Source organism: Kitasatospora sp. NPDC089913 (assembly GCF_044748625.1).
Taxonomy (GTDB): domain Bacteria; phylum Actinomycetota; class Actinomycetes; order Streptomycetales; family Streptomycetaceae; genus Kitasatospora.
Map to the genome: position 1 here is coordinate 114,822 of NZ_JBIVGI010000027.1, position 15,963 is coordinate 130,784.

Sequence of the window (15,963 nt, forward strand, 5' to 3'; positions counted from 1 at the left end):
CGGGCAGCCCCGGCCCGGACGATGCTGGACTCGTTCCGGGGCGCCCCCGGCGTGGGCCTCCGGCCGCTCCGGTGCCGCCCCGCCCCCGAACGAGGAGCCGTCGCGACCATGAGCGAGAACCACCACGTCCTGCTGCTCGACTTCACCGACGCCGCCGCCTGCCGCGCCGCCTTCGACGAGGCCGAGCACCTGCCCGGCCTGCGGCAGTCCGCGATCGTCGAGCGCGGGGCGGACGGCACCCTGGACTTCCCGGCCAGCCAGGTCCGCGGCGCGGGTGTGACGACGGTCGGCGCGGGGGTGGCCGGCGGCATCGCCGGGCTGCTCGGCGGCCCGATCGGCGTCCTGCTGGGCTTCGTGGCCGGGACCGCGCTCGGCAACGCCGCCGAGACCTGGCGCGACCACGAGGGCGGCGCCGGCCTGATCGTTCTCGGCGAGGAGGTGGAGGACGGGCACTCGATGCTGGTGCTGGACACGGTCGAGTCCTCCCCGGAGCCCGCCGACGAGCTGGCCGCCCGGCACGGCACCACCCTCCGCCGCCTCCCCGCCGACCAGCTGGCCGCCCGGGTGAAGGCGGCCCGCCGCGCCGCGGAGTCGTAGCGGCGGCGGACCGCCCCGGGCCGCCGGCACGCTCGGCCGAGGGCCGTGGCCACACGCTCAGGCGAGGGCCGTGGCCAGCAGGGCGAAGGCGGCGACGATGACGGCGACCCGGGCGTAGTGGTAGCGGTCCCAGCGGTCCTGCTGCTCCTTCCAGTCGGCGGGCCGGTTCTCGGGCGTCCACGTCCTGCTCCGGTTGTTGATCGGGACGAGCAGCAGCACCGACATGAGGACACTCAGGACCAGCAGGGCCGCGGCGACGACGACCAGCCCGGCACCGGGCCGCTGCCACCCGGCCGCGGCCCAGACCGCGCTGAGGACGACCGAGGTGATGTACCAGACCGGCATCAGGGCGCCGAGCATCCGGCCGCCGTGGGCGCGGCCGAGCTGACCGGCGTCCTCGGGCAGGGCGCCGAGGATCGGGTTGACGACGAAGGCGACGCAGAACTCCACCCCCACCATCACGCCGACGACCACGGTGGTGACGACCTCGAGTGCGTTGAGCATGACGGCCCCTCCTGGGATCTAGCGCTGCTAGCTGTTGAGGCAACGCTAGACCTGCTGCCGCTCGATTGTCTAGCAATGCTAGAATTCGCTCATGTCGCTACAGGAACGCAAGCAGCGCGAACGGGCGGACCGCGCGCGGCTCATCGTGGCCACGACCCGCGAGCTCGCCGAGCAGCAGGGCTGGGACGCGGTCACCACCCGCCGCCTCGCCGAGCGCATCGAGTACAGCCAGCCCGTCCTCTACAGCCACTTCCGCGGCAAGCGCGAGATCATCGGCGCCGTCGCGCTGGAGGGCGCCGGCGAGATGGCCGCGGCGCTGCGGACCGCCACCGCGGCCGCGGACGGCCCCCGGGCCCGGGTCGTCGCCCTGGCCCGGGCCTACCTCGAGTACGCCGAACGCAACCCGGCGGTCTACGACGCCATGTTCCAGCTCGACGGCGGCCTGGCGTTCGCGCGCGAGGACACCCCGGCGCCGCTGAAGGACGCCTTCGCCGCCCTGCTGGAGAGTCTCGGGGAGGTCGCCGGGGAGGGGGTCCACCCGGCCCTGTTCACCGAGACGGTCTGGGCGGCCCTGCACGGGCTCGCCACCCTGACCCGGGCCGGACGACTGCCGCCGGAGCACACCGGGCACCGGGTCGAGCTGCTGGTGGACCGGCTCGCCGTACTCTGACCCGCCGCCCGCCCGGCAGCGGTCCCCGTCGAGCGCGAACCGTTACGCTCCCGCGGCGTGCGGGCGCGCCGGGCGGGGGAGACTGCGGGGCATGCGAGGGGCGGGGGAATGGGGAGCCGTGCGGGCGGTCGTCCGCTGGGCGGGGCATCCGGGGACGCTGGCCGCGGTGGCGGTGCTGCTGTTCAACGACCACCTGGGCAAACGGCTTTGGCCGGGCGCGGTGACCGGGAAGGTCAGCGACCTGGCGTGGATGCTGGTGTCACCGGTGGTCCTGGCGTTGCTGCTGACCGGGGTGCTGTCGCTGGTACCGGTGCTGCGGCTGCGGCCGGGCGGCGACCGGCCCGCGGTGGCGGGGATCGCGGCGACGGGTGCGATGTTCGCCTTCGCGAAGTCCGGACCGTGGGGCGGCGAGGTCGCCTCGGCGGTCTGGTCGTGGAGCGGGGTGCCGAGCCGGATCCAGGGGGACCGGAGCGACCTGGTGGCGCTGCCGGCGCTGGGGGTCTCCTGGTGGCTGTGGAAACGTTCGCGGGCTGTCGGTCGGCGGTCGTGGCGACTGGCGGCGGCCGTTCTCGGGGTGCCGCTGGCGGTCGTCGCGATGGTGGCCACGTCGCGGGACGACCGGTTCAACGGGCGCGAGTTCCTGTGGATCAAGGGATCCAGGCCGATGCTCGAAACCTCCGAGAGCTGGTGGACGACGCGGGACGGCGGTGCGAGCTGGAGCCCGGTGTCGCGGGGCTCCTATGTCGACGAGGACCGGGCCGACGGCCGGGACGACGAGCCTCCGTGTGCGCCGCCCGAGCACCTGCGCTGCTTCCGGGTCCGCGACGACGCCTCCCCGATCGAGGCCAGTGAGGACGGTGGGCGGACCTGGTACACCGCCTTCGACCCGGGGGAGCGCCGACGCCGGGTCCTGCCGTCGATGCCGGGCGAGTCACCGGGCGGGTCGCCGACGGCCGATTCACCCGGTGCCACCGCGCAGTCGTCGTCGGTCCCGATCGTTGCCCGCCCCACCCAACTGCTCCTCCTCACCACCTCCAAGAGCTGGGCGGTGGTCGTGAACTACCCGAAGGCCGGGCTGGTGCGCGGCACACCGAACGGTGTGTGGACCCTTCAGGACTACCCCCGGCTCGTGGAACGGGTCGCCCGGGAGCAGCCCCGACACTGGTTCCTGGGACTGCCGGTCGCGGCGGCCGCGGGGTTCGCGGGGGTGCTGGCGGTCGCGTCGGTCTGGCTGCTGCGCACCACCGCCCCGGCCGGGCGCCGCCGGGAACTGTGGTTCCTGCTGCTCCGTCAGGGTCTCTGCTTGTTCTGGGTGTGGCTCGCGGCCTGGCTCTGCGGCGGAGAACTCGTGTGGAGGGTGCCCGGGTTCCTGGTGGCGGGTGTGCTGACGGTGGGACTGCTCCCGATTCTCTGGGCCCTGCGGCACGGCGGGGACCGGGCGAGCAGCCGGTTGCAGCCCCTGGCGACGGGCGGGGCGGCCGTCGTGGCGGTGGCGCTGCTGCCCTACCTGTGGTGGGCGGGGCACCGGTTGTCGGCCTGGTCGCAGGCTTCCGGTCTGGCGCTCGTCTGCGCCCTGACGGCCACGGTGGCGGGTGCGGCGGTCGGTTTCCTCACCCCGCCCCCGGCCCCGGCCCCGCTCCCGGCCCCGCCCCCGGCCCCTCCGATGCAGGTCGAGGCGGAGGAGCGACCGGACGGTGCTCAGGCACCTGTCGACCCATGAACCCGTGCTCCGGGGTCCTGAGCCCCGGACCCGGCCGCGGTCACCAGGACCTGGCCCGCCGCCGTCCGGTGGTAGAGCACCGAGCGGCCCGCCCGGCGGCGCAGGGCGAGCCCGGCCTCGCGCAGGATCCGCAGATGGCGGCCGACCGATCCGAGCGGGAGACCGGTCAGGGCGACCAACTGGCTGGTGGTCTTCGGGGGATCCAGGAGGGCGAGCAGTTCGGCCCGGCCCGCTCCCAGCAGCGCGGTGAGTGCCGTCGGCACCGGACGGCGGCCCTCGTCCACCAGGACGCCCGAGCACGGGTAGACCACCGCGTACCGGCGGCCGGGCCGCGCGCGCCGTCCGTCGACCGGCGGCACGTCCCAGCAGAGCCAGCTCCGACCCGGCGTCACCGGAACGAACAGCAGCTCGGCGGCAATGAGTTCACGCGCCTCGGCGGCGGGTGCGGCCCCGGTCCGCAGGCCGTCGCCGCCGAGCCAGCGCATTCCCGGCCGCAGGTCGTCCAGCGCCGCCGCCCAGCCGCCGGAGCCGAGTGCGGCGGTGCGGGCCAGGACGTCCGCCTCGAGGATCCGCCGACGGCGCGCCCAGTCCGGTTCGACGGTCTCCGTCCACACCCAGGACAGCAGCCCGGCCGCCTGGCCGGCCAGGTCCTCGTGCCCCAACAGCGCTGACGGCAGGGCCGATTCGCCGGCCGCGCCCAGGGTCTCCGCCAGGTCGGCCCGGACGACGGCCGGCGGCGTCGCCCGGACCTCCGCCAGCTCCCGGGCGAACAGCGCCGCCCCGTCCGGCACCGGCGTCGCCGCCCCCGGTGTCGGCGTGAGGAAGGTCGCGTTCCAGCGCGGACCCAGTGCCGTCCGGACCAGCGCGGCGGTGACCGGGTCGGCGGCCAGCCGTTCCCGGTACCGGGGGAGCGCGGTGGCCAACCACCGCTGCTCACCGGGGTGGGCGCCCGCGCCTCCGTGCAGGGTCTTCAGCGCGGCCACCGTCTCCGCCAGCGGAGACACCACGAACCGGCTCCCCGCGAGCGTCTCCGCGTCCACTCGCCATCGGCTCATGCCCGGTCCCCTCCCGCTCGTTCCCTGCGTCCCGGCGTTCGTCCACCCGAAGCCTCAGTCGTCACCGAAAGCGAGCAGGACCACGAAGAGCTCGCCGTTCGTCGCCGCGACGACGACATCGATGCCGTGGTGGGTCACGGGATTCCACTGGCCGCCGGCTCCCCAGAAGCCCTCCCAGTTGGTGAACCAGTCGGCGTCCTCGCCGAGGATCGCGGCAACCCGACCGGCGGCCCGGCGCGCGCTGTCCCGGTCCTGGAGCGGGACGCCGTGCACGAGCTCGGCGGACGCGATGTCGGCCGCCATCTCCGTCGCCTCCCAACGGTTCACCGGGTCCAGCGCCGCGGCGACCTCCGGCACGGAGGCCGGTCCCGCGCCGCGTACGGCTGGCCGCTCGGCCCGGACCCGCTCGGCCAGGTCGAGCACACGCTCGGCGATCGGTATGCCCGCCACTGGACCGCAGGCGGCACGGACGCGCGGACCGACCGCGAGTGAACGGAGCAGGGCCGCGAGTTCGTCCGAGGTCTCCATCCCCGCATTCTCGCACCACCCGCACGGCCGACTCCGGGACAGTCTTCGTACGCCAGCCTCCGTACGACAGCTTTCGTACGACAGCTCTCGTGCGACAGTCTCCGTGCGGCAGCCTCCGGGCGTCGGCCTCGCGCGCCGGCTTTCGCACGTCGGCGAAAAGCTGACGCCCCGCCGCCCGGGCCGGACAGACTCCGCCGCATGCGCACCTACCGGGAGCTGTTCAGCGAGCGCGAGTTCACCGCGCTGTTCCTGTTCTCCGCCGCCCAGACGGCGGCCCAGACCGTCGCCGGACTCGCGCTCGGCGTGCTGGTGTTCCGCCGGACGGACTCCCCGCTGCTGGCGGCGCTCGCCATGTTCGGCCCCGCGTTCGCCCAACTGCTCGGCGCGGCCACGGTCCTGTCGGCCGCCGACCGGCTCCCGCCGCGCGCCGCGCTGACCGGCCTCGGCGTGCTGCTCGCCCTCGGTACGGCCGTCCAGGCGGTGCCCGGTCTGCCGGTCCGGGCGCTGGTCCCGGTGCTGCTCGGCCTCGGGGTGGCGGGCGCGGCGGGCGGCGGGGTGCGCTACGGGCTGCTGCACGAACTGCTGAGCCGGGACGGCTACTTGCTGGGCCGCTCCGCGCTGGGCCTGGCGTCCGGTCCGGTCCAGATCGGCGGCTTCGCGATCGGCGGTGCGCTGGTGGCCGCCCTCACGCCGTCGGGAGCGCTGCTCACGGCCGCCGCCCTGCACCTGCTGTCCGCCGGTGCGGCGCGCGCCGGACTGCGTCGGCGCCCGCCCCGGGCTGCCGGGCGGCCGTCCGTCGCGGCGACCCGGCGGGCCAACGCACGACTCTGGTCCTCCGCTCCGCGCCGGCGCGTGTACCTCGCGCTGTGGGTGCCGAACGGGCTGGTCGTGGGTGTCGAGGCGCTCTACGTGCCGTACCGCCCGGATGCGGCGGGCCTGCTGTTCGCCGTCGGGGCGCTGGGCATGCTGGTCGGGGACGTGCTCGTCGGCCGGGTGCTGCCCGCGCACCGGCGGGCGCGGACGGCCGTCCCGCTGTGCGTCCTGCTGGCCGCGCCGTACCTGGGGTTCGCGCTGGAGCCGGGCCTGCCGGTCGCGGTCGCGCTGGTCGGGGTGGCCACCGTCGGGTACGGGGCGGGGCTGCTGCTCCAGGAACGGCTGGTGGCCCTGACACCGCCCGAGCTGAGCGGGCAGGCGCTCGGCCTGCACGGTTCCGGCATGCTGGCGACGCAGGGCGTCGGCGCGGCTGTGGCGGGCGCCTTCGCCGAACTGATGTCGGCCGGTGCCGCCATGGCCGTGACCGCCGCCGCCTCGCTGGCGGTCACCGCGCTGCTCGCGCCGGGCCTGCGGCGGGACGGTACCTTCCGTCGCGCCGAGGAGGGGCGAGCCGGCGTCAGCGCTGCCCCGTGCCCGCAGGACTGACGCGCGCTCGCCGAGGCGCACGCACGGCGGACACCTGCGCACCGCCGCATACGCACTGCTAGCATCCGCGCATTCCGAACAACGATCGAACAGGGTGGGCGGGCGCGGTGCAGGACGAGTTGCGTGAGCACGACCGGGCGGGCGGGGACGGCGCTGTGCGGCGGCGACGGATCGCCATCGGTGTGGCGGCGGGTCTGTGTGCCGCCACGCTGGTCGGCGCGGGTGGCTGGGCGATGAGCGGGTCCGACTCCGGCGATCCGGCCCCGACCGGTTCGCCGACCCGGGCCGCCTCCCCGACGGTCGAAGCGACGGCCGAAGCAACGGCCGATCCCACCGCGGGTCCGACCCCGTCGGCACCCGTGCCGGGGACCCCGACCGCCGCGGTCGCCCCGGAGCCGACGGCCACCCCGATCGCGCCGTCCACCGTGCCGTCCACCGCGCCCTCCGCCGCCCCGTCCGCCGCCCCGCCGACCGAGCGACCGGCCACGCGGCCTGCGGCACCGGCCTCGCCACGCCCGGCCGCACCGACGAAGTCCGCGCCCGCCGCCCCGGCCGTTCCCGCGCCCCCGGCGGCACCTGAGCCGCCCGCCGCGCCCGCGCCGGCACCCCCCAAGGCGCCTCCCGCACCTCCCGCACCCCCCAAGCCGCCCGCCGACCCCGGTGACGGCACCGACCCGGGCCAGTGGACGGTGCCGCCCCGCCCGGTCCCGACCCTGCCGCCGCGCCCGGTCTCCTGCCCGCCCGGCCAGGTGGCGTCCTGGGACGGCTGCCACCCGCTGCCCCCGCCGGTCACCCTCTCCTGAGCCGCGCTCGAGCCGCATCCGAGCCGCGCTCGAGCCCTGCCGCGCGTCCGCCCGGGGCGCCGACCGCCGGATTCCCTCCGGCGGTCCTTGATCCACCATTAGTTGAATGATAAATTAACTCCGACGCCAGGGCCCGACCCCCGAGGAGCAAGCCATGACGACGACCGCCGTCGCCGACAACCCCGAGAAGTCCCGTTACGAGATCACCGCCGACGGCGAGCTCGCCGGATTCGCCGAGTACTTCCGCCACGGCGACGACGAGATCGCGTTCATCCACACCGAGATCGACCCGCGCTTCGGCGGCCAGGGCCTCGGCGGCATCCTCGCCCGCGCGGTGCTCGACGACGCCCGCGCCCGTCAGCTCGCCGTCCTGCCGTACTGCCCCTTCATCCGCGGCTGGCTGACCAAGCACCCGGGCTACCTCGACCTCGTCCCGGCCGCCCAGCACGAGCGGTTCGGCCTGTGAGCGCCGAGCCCGCCGGGGCGGGTCCGGCCGCCGGACCGGCGGACGGCGAACCCGTCTTCGTCCGCTCCGCCGCCGCCGTCGCGACCAGCACCGACGACGACTACCGCGTCGACATCCGCTCCGGCCGCCACCGGCTCTCCGCCGACGAGCCCGAATCGGCCGGCGGCGCCGACACCGCCACCACCCCGGTCGGCCTGCTGCTCTCCGCCCTCGGCTCCTGCACCGCGATCACCCTGCGGATGTACGCCCAGCGCAAGCAGTGGCCGCTGACCACCGTGCGGGTCCACCTCGGCTACGAGAAGGGTCCCGAGAAGGCCGTCCGCATCACCCGCCGGATCGAGCTGATCGGCGACCTCGACGAGGCCCAGCGCGCCCGTCTGCTCGACATCGCCGACCGGACCCCCGTCACCCGGGCCGTCTCCGCCGGCACCCCCATCGTCCCGGCCGCCCCGCGCACCGCGAACGGAGTCCACCATGCCTGACGCCGACGTCCCCAGCCCCTCCGCCCGCGGCGGCCGCACCGAGACCCCGGGCGGCCCTGTCCACGAACTCCTCGCCCCGCGCGAGGCTGCGCTCGGCGGCAGCACCGTCGTGCGCCGCCTCCTCCCGAACCTCGGCCGCCGCATGGTCGGCGCCTGGGCGTTCGTGGACCACTACGGTCCGGACGACATCGCGGACGAGCCCGGTATGCAGGTGCCCCCGCACCCCCACATGGGCCTCCAGACCGTGAGCTGGCTGCACGCGGGCGAGGTGCTGCACCGCGACAGCCTCGGCAGCCTGCAGACCGTCCGCCCCCGCGAACTGGGCCTGATGACCTCCGGCCGGGCGATCTCCCACTCCGAGGAGTCCCCCCGCCCGCACGCCCCCCTGCTGCACGGCGCCCAGCTGTGGGTCGCCCTCCCCGACGCCCACCGCCACCGCGAACCCGCCTTCGAGCACCACGCCGACCTGCCCACCGTCACCGCCCCCGGCCTGCACGCCACCGTGATCCTCGGCACCCTCGACGGCGCCACCTCCCCCGGCACCACCCACACCCCGATCGTCGGCGCCGACCTCACCCTCGCCCACGGCACCGACCTCCGGCTCCCCCTGGACCCCGACTTCGAGTACGCCGTCCTCACCATGTCCGGCCGCACCACCGTCGACGGTGTCCCCCTCGACCCCGGCGCCATGCTCTACCTCGGCACCGGCCGCCGCACCCTCCCCCTCCACGCGGACACCGACGCCACCCTCCTGCTCCTCGGCGGCGAACCCTTCGAGGAGAAGCTGGTCATGTGGTGGAACTTCATCGGCCGGTCCGGTGCCGAGATCCTCGAGGCCCGCAACGACTGGGAGGCCGGCACCCGCTTCGGCGAGGTACACGGTTACGACGGCGCCCGCCTGCACGCCCCGGCCCTCCCCGACATCCCCCTGAAGGCGCGTGGGCGAGTGCGCTGACCTGCGGATATATGCTCGCTCGGGCCCGAAGGCGGCTGGTCTTCTCCAGTGCTGCAACGACTTGCCGAAGGTGCCCTGCGTCAACGGTCGAGTGGCGTGAAGTGTGGTCTCGGTGCCGCGGACGGAGGCCTCTGAATTCTCAGGTGTGAGCGCCTGTGACAACGTTTGCTGCGGTGTCCGGCCGGGTGCGGGCACCCGCACCCGGCCGGGGCCGGGCTCGGTCAGCCCTGCCCGCCCACGGTGGCGAACCCGCCGCTGTTCCCGTTCCAGATCAGGTCGTTCGGCGACGAGAGGCTCGGGCCCTCGATGGTGACGCTATCGGCCCGGGAATCGTCGACGGTGATCTGCGGGCCGCCGCCTGGGCAACCATAGGTACAACAAGGGCCAGGGAGAGTCCGGCGAGCACGGCAGCGGCCATGGTTCGACGTCGCATGAATGTCCTCCAGGTATCCTGGGGGGTGTCGATTCGGTTCATCGAGCCGGTCGATCGTCAGGTGACGGAGTGTTCGCCGGATTCATCCGAAGGTGCACACCTGGCGCGCAGGTGGTGACACGATCGGTCGCCCGCTGTCCCGCCCGCACGCACCCAACGTGGGCCCACCGGCCGCCCCCGGGTGCGCCAGCCTGCCCGGTGTCCGATCCTCGGACCATGGCCTCGATCGCGGTCCCTTCGAACCGCACCCCGGGCGGGAGTAGCCGACGGCGTCAGCGGGTCGCCAGCCTGCCGAGGTGATCTGCCACGGAGGCGCTCCCGGCAGGGCGGACCCGCGCACTTCCCTGCGCACCGAACCGTCGGCCGCCGAGCCCTGCCCGTCCCGCACGAGCCGCCGCCCGTACCGTTCGGGCGGATGCTTCCCCGCACTACCGCCTTGGCCCGGTCCCGGTCCGGACTGCACCCCGGCGCTCCCGGTCGCAGCCGGGAACGGCGGCCGGCCGAACCTCTGACCGGTCCGGCCGCTTTTCTTGGTACCGGCTCACCCGGACGAGTGGATCCGATGTGTGAGATCACGCCCACGGCTCTACTCGCCAATGCGTAGGGTGGTGATCTTCGAGGCCCCATCCCGACCTTGCAGGAGTGACACCCGTGCTTCTCGTGTCCGACCCCGTCTTCGGCGAAGTGGAGCTCACTGGGTCAGCGACGGAACTGGCCCGTTTGGCATGCGCGGTGGCTCAGGGCGAGGGATTCGTCGGCTCCGTGTCTGCGACCGTGCCGGACGGCGAGACCCTGGTGGGGGTCGAAGTCAGGGAGGCTCCCGGACCTGGGATGTTGATTCATCTCGACTCCCAGCGTCAGATCCTGGTGGTCAGCGGTGACCCCGTCGCCAGGGCTCTCTTCGCGGAGAATCTCGAGGTCATAACCACCGCCATGGCTGCCGAGGACGGCGGCGGCCACCCCCATGTCGATTACTACCCCGGGCATCCTTACCTCGTTGAGGGATCTGTGCCCTTGGTGGTCGGTGTCCCCGGTGGAGGTCCGCCTGCTCGATGAGCAGGACTGCGATCAGTGGTCGTAGGCGATCGGCGAGCGGGTGACCGGCGCGCCGGCGGCGTTGTCGTGCCAGATGCCAGGCGGCCATCGCCAGGACGCGCCGGGCGACCCGGATCGCGACGCCCAAGAAGGTCCGCCCGCCGTGCTGTTCCAGGTCCAGCTGCCCTTTGAGGGTGCCGTTGACCGACCCGAACAGCCGGCGGACCTTCTTGAGTATCGGCTCGCCGTGGCGCTTCCTCTCGCGCTGGGCGAGGGCTGCAGCAACTCGACGCCGAGCTGGGCGAGTTCCCTCTCGAACGCCTTGGACGCGAAGCCCTTGTCCGAGGCGAGCAGGTCGGAGTCGACTTCGAGCATCGCGGCCAGGTGACCATGCGGTGAGCCGGTAGCCGGTGGGGCTCGCCTGCCCTGGCTGCGCTCAGGTCGATCCGGGTCGCCCGCTCGAACGGTGCCCCGGTCTACGTGATCCTGGACAACCTCTCCGCCCACATCGGCAAGAAGATCCTGCGCTGGGCGAAGAACAACAACGTTTACCTGTGCTTCACCGTGACCAACGCCTCCTGGGCGAACCCGATCGAGTCGCGCTTCGGACCGCTGCGGCAGTTCACCCTGGCGAACTCGAACCACCCGAACCGCACGGTCCAGGCCCGGGCCCTGCACTCCTACCTGCGGTGGCGCAACGCCAACGCCCGCCACCCCGGCGTCCTGGAGGCCCAACGCCGGGAACGCGCCCGCATCCGCAGCGAGAAAGGAGTCCGCTGGGGAGGCCGACCCGCCCTTGTTGCCCGACCGAGCGAGCCGTCTCGGCTAGGGACGTCGTGTCGCGATAACCGCTGAGCTGGAGGGTGTTGTGAGTATTTCGGTGGCGTGAAGGGCGGGATGGGTGAGGTAGAAGAGGCGGAGCTCATCCACCTCGCCGCCGAAGCGAGGTGGCCAGTCGGGCGAGGGTGTGAAGTCATCCAGGATGAGAAGGCCACCAGGGGAGAGCAGCTCGACAACCCGCTGGGGGTCGTCACGCTTGCCACCGCCATCACAGAAGAAGACGTCGAAGGGGGCGTGCTGCTCAAGCAGCCGCCAGTCTCCAGTGAGAACGCTCACGCGCTTGTCGTCCACGAAGACACCGGCCGCTCGACGGGCCAGATCCTCATCGCGCTCCACAGTGACCAGGCGCGCACCGGCGCCGAGGCCGCTGTGCAGCCATGCGGTTCCAACTCCCGATCCGGTGCCGCTTTCCGCGATGGTTCCACAGGGCTTCGAAGCCGCGGCCAGGCCGAGCAACCTGCCCACTTGAGGAATGCAGCTCTTCTTGAATGCCGCCTTCGCAGCCATACTCTCTGCGGCCACCACGCGCGGCGGAACGGCACGTTCTGCTATGTCCATGACCCTCCCCCTCGAACGGCGAACCTGACGCTACCGGTCAGTCGAGGTGTCCGCACGGACTTCCGCTCGTCCGAACCCGCGAACGTTGCCGGTCACAGCACCAGCTAGTGCTGTGATCGGAAAGCGGGCTTGTGGGACGAGCGCAGGCGAAAGGGCTGGTACTACTGGGGGTATGCAGGACGAGACCGCAAGCTCCGGATCGACACGTTCATCTCCGCTTTCAACGCCTCGGACGACAGCTATGTGATCGCCTTGCTCTCCCGGGCCCTGACCTCGGACGTGGTCTTCTGGGGACCGTTGGGTCGCAGCGAAGGAATCGCGGCGGTCGAGCGGTTCGTGCTGGAGATCCGGCGTCACCCGGCGGGGCCGGGCACAATGGTGCGCTGCTCGGCCGTGGACATGCCCGACGAATGGGCCCGCTGTCAGTGGGGTTACACCACACCTGATGGAGGTCCCCGCCTGGCGGGAACCGACGTCGTCCATCTGCGACGGAACCTCGTCGACCAGCCCGACGCGCGCCGGGCTCCGGGGCCGCCCGGAGCCCCGGGGGCAGATCGCGCACCGGGTGACTGACGGGTGACCCGGCCCCGGTGCGCCGAACGGCCCCTACGATCGTCGCCATGACCTCCGCACTGATCCTCGTCGACCTGATGCCGCGCATCGTCGCTCTTCCCCTCGCCCCGCACACCGGTGACGAAGTGCTCGCGCGCTGCCGCGGGTTGGCCGAGTCGTTCCGGGCGAGTGGCCGGCCGGTGGTGCTGGTGCGGGTGGAGCGCCCGAACGTCGCCGAGCAGCCGCCGGGCAGCGGCTTCGCCGACGGCCTGGTGCACGCCGGCGACGTCGTGGTGGTCAAGCGCACCGTCGGCGCGTTCTACGGGACCGATCTGGACGAGCGGTTGCGCCAACTGGGTGCGGACACCCTGGTGATCGCCGGCCTGGTCACCACGATGGGCGTCGAGTCCACCGCACGGGCCGCGGCGGACCACGGCTACCGACTGGAGTTCGTGGCCGACGCGATGTCCGGACTGGCGGCGGACGAGCACGAGTTCACCGTGGAGCGGGTCTTCCCGCGCTTCGGCGAGGTGCGGAAGACCGCAGACTACGGCTGACGCCGGCCCGGTGGGCCGGTCCCGACAGGGTCCGACCCGCCGGGATGCCACGGTGTCCCCTGCACGACCGCCGGCCCCGTGGGGAATCCCGGTCAGCCGTGGGAGGGGGCCGCCCGCTCCTTCCGGTGGCGGGGGAGTCGGTGGGACTCGACCGGTCGTCCGCCGGCGAGGTGCTCGGTGGCGACGCGGTCGGCGGCAGCCGGGTCGATCCTCCCGTACCAGACGTCGTCCGGCTGCACGCTGACGACGGGAGCCTGGTTGCAGGGGAACTGGCACCCCGTCAGGGTGAGCAGCACGTCGTCGTCGCCGAGGCCCAGCTCGGCCAGCTTCCGTACCAGCTTGCGCTGGACCGCCTCGGCGCCGACGGCCGTGCAGCGCGGGCCGCGGCACACCATGACCTGGTGCCGGTGCCCGGGGACCTCCTCCCAGGCCGCGGACGTGAGGCCGGGCTCGGTGCCGGTGATGGCCTTCGTCACCGAGGACACCGCGGTGACCGCGTCCGGCGAATCGGCGAGGCGGGTCGCGACGAGGAGTTCGGGACGGTGGCCCGCCCGCTCGCGCCACCAGTGCGCGGCGATCCGCCGCAGCCAGGAATGGGCCGGGCCGGAGGCCGCCAGGCGGACACCGATCACGACCACGGTCCCGGTGCCCGCGTCGGCCAGCCTGGTCAGCTCGGCCGACAGGGACGGGTCCCCCTGTTGCAGAAAGGCGATCGAGGCCCGCTGCGAGGCCGCCGTCCGGAGGAGTTCGTCACGGCGGACGACTTCCCCGATCGACATGCCGACCAGGAGCACGGCACTGCCGTGGGCGGCGCCGTCCTGGGCAGGAGAAGTCATGGGGTCGTCCTTTCGGGGAGCAGTCCGTTCCACCGGATGTGCGGTCTGTCGTGCCGGGGGTGCCGCTCCACGGTGACGTCGACGTCGTAGACCCGGGCGATCGTGGGGGAGGTGAGCACCTCGGCGACGGGCCCGTGGGCGAAGAGTCGGCCGTCGAGCAGGACGACGACCTCGTCGCAGTAGGCGGCGGCGAGTTCGAGGTCGTGCAGCGCGGCGACCGTGGTGATGCCCAGTCCGCGGACGGTTTCCAGGAAGCCGAGCTGGTGGCGCAGGTCGAGGTGGTTGGTGGGCTCGTCGAGCAGGAGCACGCCGGGCTCCTGCACCAGCGCCCGCGCGAGCTGGACACGCTGGCGCTCGCCGCCCGACAGCGTCGGCCAGGGCCGGTCGAGCAGGTGGGCGACGTCGGCGGCGGCGACGGCGCCGGCGAGAACGGACTTCTCGTGGGCGTCGGCGGCGGCGTTCGCCGGTACGGGCCAGCGGCCGCGGTGCGGTGTGCGTCCGAGCTCGACGACCTGGCGGGCCGTCAGCGGGAGTCGGGTGTCCGCCTGCTGCTCCATGAAGGCCACCTGCCGGGCGCGTCGGCGGGCCGTGAGCGTGTGGAGGTCGGTTCCGTCCAGGAGGGCCCGCCCCGCGGTCGGCCGGATCAGCCCGGCGACCGTGCGGAGCAGGGTGGTCTTCCCGGCGCCGTTGGGCCCGAGCAGGCCCGTGATCCGGCCGGGGCCGAACACGAGCGAGATCCCGTCCAGCAGCGTGGCCGCGCCGACGCGCACACGAAGTCCCTCCACGCGCAGCTCGACGGGGGGCGTCGCGGTCACAGGGCGCTCCCGTCGGCCCGCCCCTGGCGCCACAGCAGCCAGGCGAAGAAGGGCGCTCCGAGCCCGGCCGTGACGACGCCGACGGGGATCTCCCGATCGGGGAGGATCGAGCGCGCCACGATGTCGCTGCCCACCAGGAGGGACGCGCCCACCAGTGCCGACACGGGCAGCAGCAGCGCGTGGCGCGGTCCGCAGGCGAGACGGACCACGTGCGGTACGACCAGGCCGAGGAAGCCGATGACGCCGGTGTTGGCGACCAGGCACGCGGTCACCAGGGCGGCGGTGGCGACGAGGAGCCAGCGGGTGCGTTCCACGTGGACGCCGAGGGAGCGGGCGGAGGTCTCGCCGAAGGCGAAGGCGTCCAGGTCGCGGGCCGAGGAGGTCAGGACCGTCACGCCGATCAGCGCGACCGCGGTCAGGAAGACGGCGGTGGGCCACCGCACGCCGGCGACGGAGCCCAGTGTCCACTCCATGACGCCGCGCGCCGCGTTGCGGTCCCCGAGGACCATCACGACGAACGAGGTGAAGGCCCCGCACATCTGTCCCACCGCGATGCCGGCGAGCACGGTCCGGGTGGTCGGCAGCGACCGGTTGCGGGCGCCGGCCAGTGCCAGGACGGCGGTGGCGGCGAGCAGGGCGCCGGCGAAGGCCGCCGTCGCCACCGCGCCGGTGCCCACGGCACCGGTCACGCCGACGCCGAGGACGATCACGGTGACCGCGCCGGCGGCGGCTCCGTCCGAGATCCCGAGCAGGAAGGGATCGGCCAGGTCGTTCCCGGTCAGCGTCTGCAGCACCGCGCCGCAGACCGCCAGCCCGGCGCCGGTGGCAGCCGCTCCCAGCACCCGGGGGAGTCGCAGTTGCCAGACGATCCGGTCGTCCAGCAGCGTCACGTCCGGGCTGCCGAGCCCGAGCCGGCGCATCACGACGTCGATCACGGTCGGGACCGGCTCGTGCTGCGAGCCCACGGCCAGGCCGAGCAGCACGGTGGCCAGCAGCAGGGCCGCGCCGACGGTCAGGGCCGCCGTGGGGGGGGCCCCCCCCGGGGGGCCCCCCCCGGGGGGGGGGGGGGGGGTCCAGGAACCCGGGGGAGGCCGCGCAGGACCCCGGGCACCCCGGCCGCCCCCGCGGGGGCCCCCAC

18 protein-coding genes and 2 pseudogenes are annotated in these 15,963 nt (G+C 74.0%); 12 read left to right on the forward strand and 8 right to left on the reverse strand.

The window, feature by feature from the left end:
• The first annotated feature begins 108 nt into the window (after positions 1-108).
• Entirely contained in the window at positions 109-597 is a 489-nt protein-coding gene (locus tag ACIPYS_RS31835) for a hypothetical protein (protein WP_093858738.1), read from the forward strand.
• Between the two features lie 57 nt (positions 598-654).
• Here the strand turns inward: ACIPYS_RS31835 and ACIPYS_RS31840 are convergent, their stop codons facing one another.
• Positions 655-1,101, reverse strand: coding sequence for an anthrone oxygenase family protein (locus ACIPYS_RS31840; protein WP_093858737.1), 447 nt, complete (start codon positions 1,099-1,101; stop codon positions 655-657).
• Positions 1,102-1,192: 91 nt separating this feature from the next.
• Here ACIPYS_RS31840 and ACIPYS_RS31845 point away from each other — a divergent pair, with 91 nt between their 5' ends.
• Positions 1,193-1,771 (forward strand): TetR/AcrR family transcriptional regulator, encoded by a 579-nt coding sequence (locus ACIPYS_RS31845; protein WP_400752685.1) that lies wholly within the window; start codon positions 1,193-1,195, stop codon positions 1,769-1,771.
• Positions 1,772-1,862: 91 nt separating this feature from the next.
• Positions 1,863-3,491: a hypothetical protein gene (locus ACIPYS_RS31850; RefSeq protein WP_400752688.1), complete on the forward strand. Its 1,629-nt coding sequence runs from the start codon at positions 1,863-1,865 to the stop codon at positions 3,489-3,491.
• On the opposite strand, the gene ACIPYS_RS31855 is transcribed toward ACIPYS_RS31850, so the two are convergent.
• The gene (locus tag ACIPYS_RS31855; protein WP_400752691.1) at positions 3,470-4,546 is read right to left on the reverse strand and encodes an ArsR family transcriptional regulator; all 1,077 of its coding nucleotides are present in this window, start codon (positions 4,544-4,546) and stop codon (positions 3,470-3,472) included. The two genes, ACIPYS_RS31850 and ACIPYS_RS31855, sit on opposite strands and share 22 nt — an antisense overlap.
• A 54-nt stretch (positions 4,547-4,600) precedes the next feature.
• Complete coding sequence (locus tag ACIPYS_RS31860; RefSeq protein ID WP_400752694.1) at positions 4,601-5,074, reverse strand: hypothetical protein; 474 nt, start codon at positions 5,072-5,074, stop codon at positions 4,601-4,603.
• Positions 5,075-5,272: 198 nt separating this feature from the next.
• Here ACIPYS_RS31860 and ACIPYS_RS31865 point away from each other — a divergent pair, with 198 nt between their 5' ends.
• From ACIPYS_RS31865 to ACIPYS_RS31890, 6 genes are all read left to right on the forward strand, one after another.
• Complete coding sequence (locus ACIPYS_RS31865; RefSeq protein WP_400752697.1) at positions 5,273-6,493, forward strand: MFS transporter; 1,221 nt, start codon at positions 5,273-5,275, stop codon at positions 6,491-6,493.
• Between the two features lie 107 nt (positions 6,494-6,600).
• The gene (locus ACIPYS_RS31870) at positions 6,601-7,296 is read left to right on the forward strand and encodes a hypothetical protein (protein WP_400752700.1); all 696 of its coding nucleotides are present in this window, start codon (positions 6,601-6,603) and stop codon (positions 7,294-7,296) included.
• A 154-nt stretch (positions 7,297-7,450) separates the two neighbouring features.
• Positions 7,451-7,762 carry a GNAT family N-acetyltransferase gene (locus ACIPYS_RS31875; RefSeq protein WP_400752703.1) on the forward strand — a complete coding sequence of 104 codons (312 nt, stop codon included), beginning with the start codon at positions 7,451-7,453 and terminating at the stop codon, positions 7,760-7,762.
• Positions 7,759-8,244: an OsmC family protein gene (locus tag ACIPYS_RS31880; protein ID WP_400752706.1), complete on the forward strand. Its 486-nt coding sequence runs from the start codon at positions 7,759-7,761 to the stop codon at positions 8,242-8,244. The genes ACIPYS_RS31875 and ACIPYS_RS31880 overlap by 4 nt, the downstream gene beginning before the upstream one ends.
• Positions 8,237-9,199 (forward strand): pirin family protein, encoded by a 963-nt coding sequence (locus ACIPYS_RS31885; protein WP_400752709.1) that lies wholly within the window; start codon positions 8,237-8,239, stop codon positions 9,197-9,199. Before ACIPYS_RS31880 ends, ACIPYS_RS31885 begins: the two co-directional genes overlap by 8 nt.
• 1,084 nt (positions 9,200-10,283) lie before the next feature.
• The gene (locus ACIPYS_RS31890) at positions 10,284-10,688 is read left to right on the forward strand and encodes a hypothetical protein (RefSeq protein ID WP_400752712.1); all 405 of its coding nucleotides are present in this window, start codon (positions 10,284-10,286) and stop codon (positions 10,686-10,688) included.
• Positions 10,689-10,700: 12 nt separating this feature from the next.
• Here ACIPYS_RS31890 and ACIPYS_RS31895 read toward each other — a convergent pair whose 3' ends face one another.
• Entirely contained in the window at positions 10,701-11,042 is a 342-nt protein-coding gene (locus tag ACIPYS_RS31895; protein WP_400752714.1) for a hypothetical protein, read from the reverse strand.
• A 54-nt stretch (positions 11,043-11,096) separates the two neighbouring features.
• Here ACIPYS_RS31895 and ACIPYS_RS31900 point away from each other — a divergent pair.
• Positions 11,097-11,522, forward strand: a pseudogene (locus tag ACIPYS_RS31900) (hypothetical protein); the annotation flags it as partial.
• On the opposite strand, the gene ACIPYS_RS31905 reads toward ACIPYS_RS31900, so the two are convergent.
• Positions 11,493-12,065 (reverse strand): O-methyltransferase, encoded by a 573-nt coding sequence (locus tag ACIPYS_RS31905; RefSeq protein WP_400752717.1) that lies wholly within the window; start codon positions 12,063-12,065, stop codon positions 11,493-11,495. The pseudogene ACIPYS_RS31900 and the gene ACIPYS_RS31905 overlap by 30 nt on opposite strands.
• A 172-nt stretch (positions 12,066-12,237) precedes the next feature.
• Between ACIPYS_RS31905 and ACIPYS_RS31910 the strand changes: the two are divergent.
• Together ACIPYS_RS31910 and ACIPYS_RS31915 are read left to right on the forward strand one after the other, a co-directional pair.
• Positions 12,238-12,638, forward strand: a pseudogene (locus tag ACIPYS_RS31910) (nuclear transport factor 2 family protein).
• A gap of 47 nt (positions 12,639-12,685) precedes the next feature.
• A complete protein-coding gene (locus ACIPYS_RS31915; protein WP_400752720.1) occupies positions 12,686-13,174 on the forward strand; it encodes an isochorismatase family protein in 489 nt (162 codons plus the stop codon).
• Positions 13,175-13,266: 92 nt separating this feature from the next.
• Here the strand turns inward: ACIPYS_RS31915 and ACIPYS_RS31920 are convergent, their stop codons facing one another.
• Genes ACIPYS_RS31920 through ACIPYS_RS31930 form a run of 3 tightly spaced genes read right to left on the reverse strand, consistent with a single transcriptional unit; the run spans position 13,267 to position 15,808 of the window.
• The gene (locus ACIPYS_RS31920) at positions 13,267-14,010 is read right to left on the reverse strand and encodes a (2Fe-2S) ferredoxin domain-containing protein (protein WP_400752721.1); all 744 of its coding nucleotides are present in this window, start codon (positions 14,008-14,010) and stop codon (positions 13,267-13,269) included.
• Entirely contained in the window at positions 14,007-14,825 is an 819-nt protein-coding gene (locus tag ACIPYS_RS31925) for an ABC transporter ATP-binding protein (protein ID WP_400752724.1), read from the reverse strand. The genes ACIPYS_RS31920 and ACIPYS_RS31925 overlap by 4 nt, the downstream gene beginning before the upstream one ends.
• Complete coding sequence (locus ACIPYS_RS31930) at positions 14,822-15,808, reverse strand: FecCD family ABC transporter permease (RefSeq protein WP_400752726.1); 987 nt, start codon at positions 15,806-15,808, stop codon at positions 14,822-14,824. The genes ACIPYS_RS31925 and ACIPYS_RS31930 overlap by 4 nt, the downstream gene beginning before the upstream one ends.
• Positions 15,809-15,963: the final 155 nt, after the last annotated feature.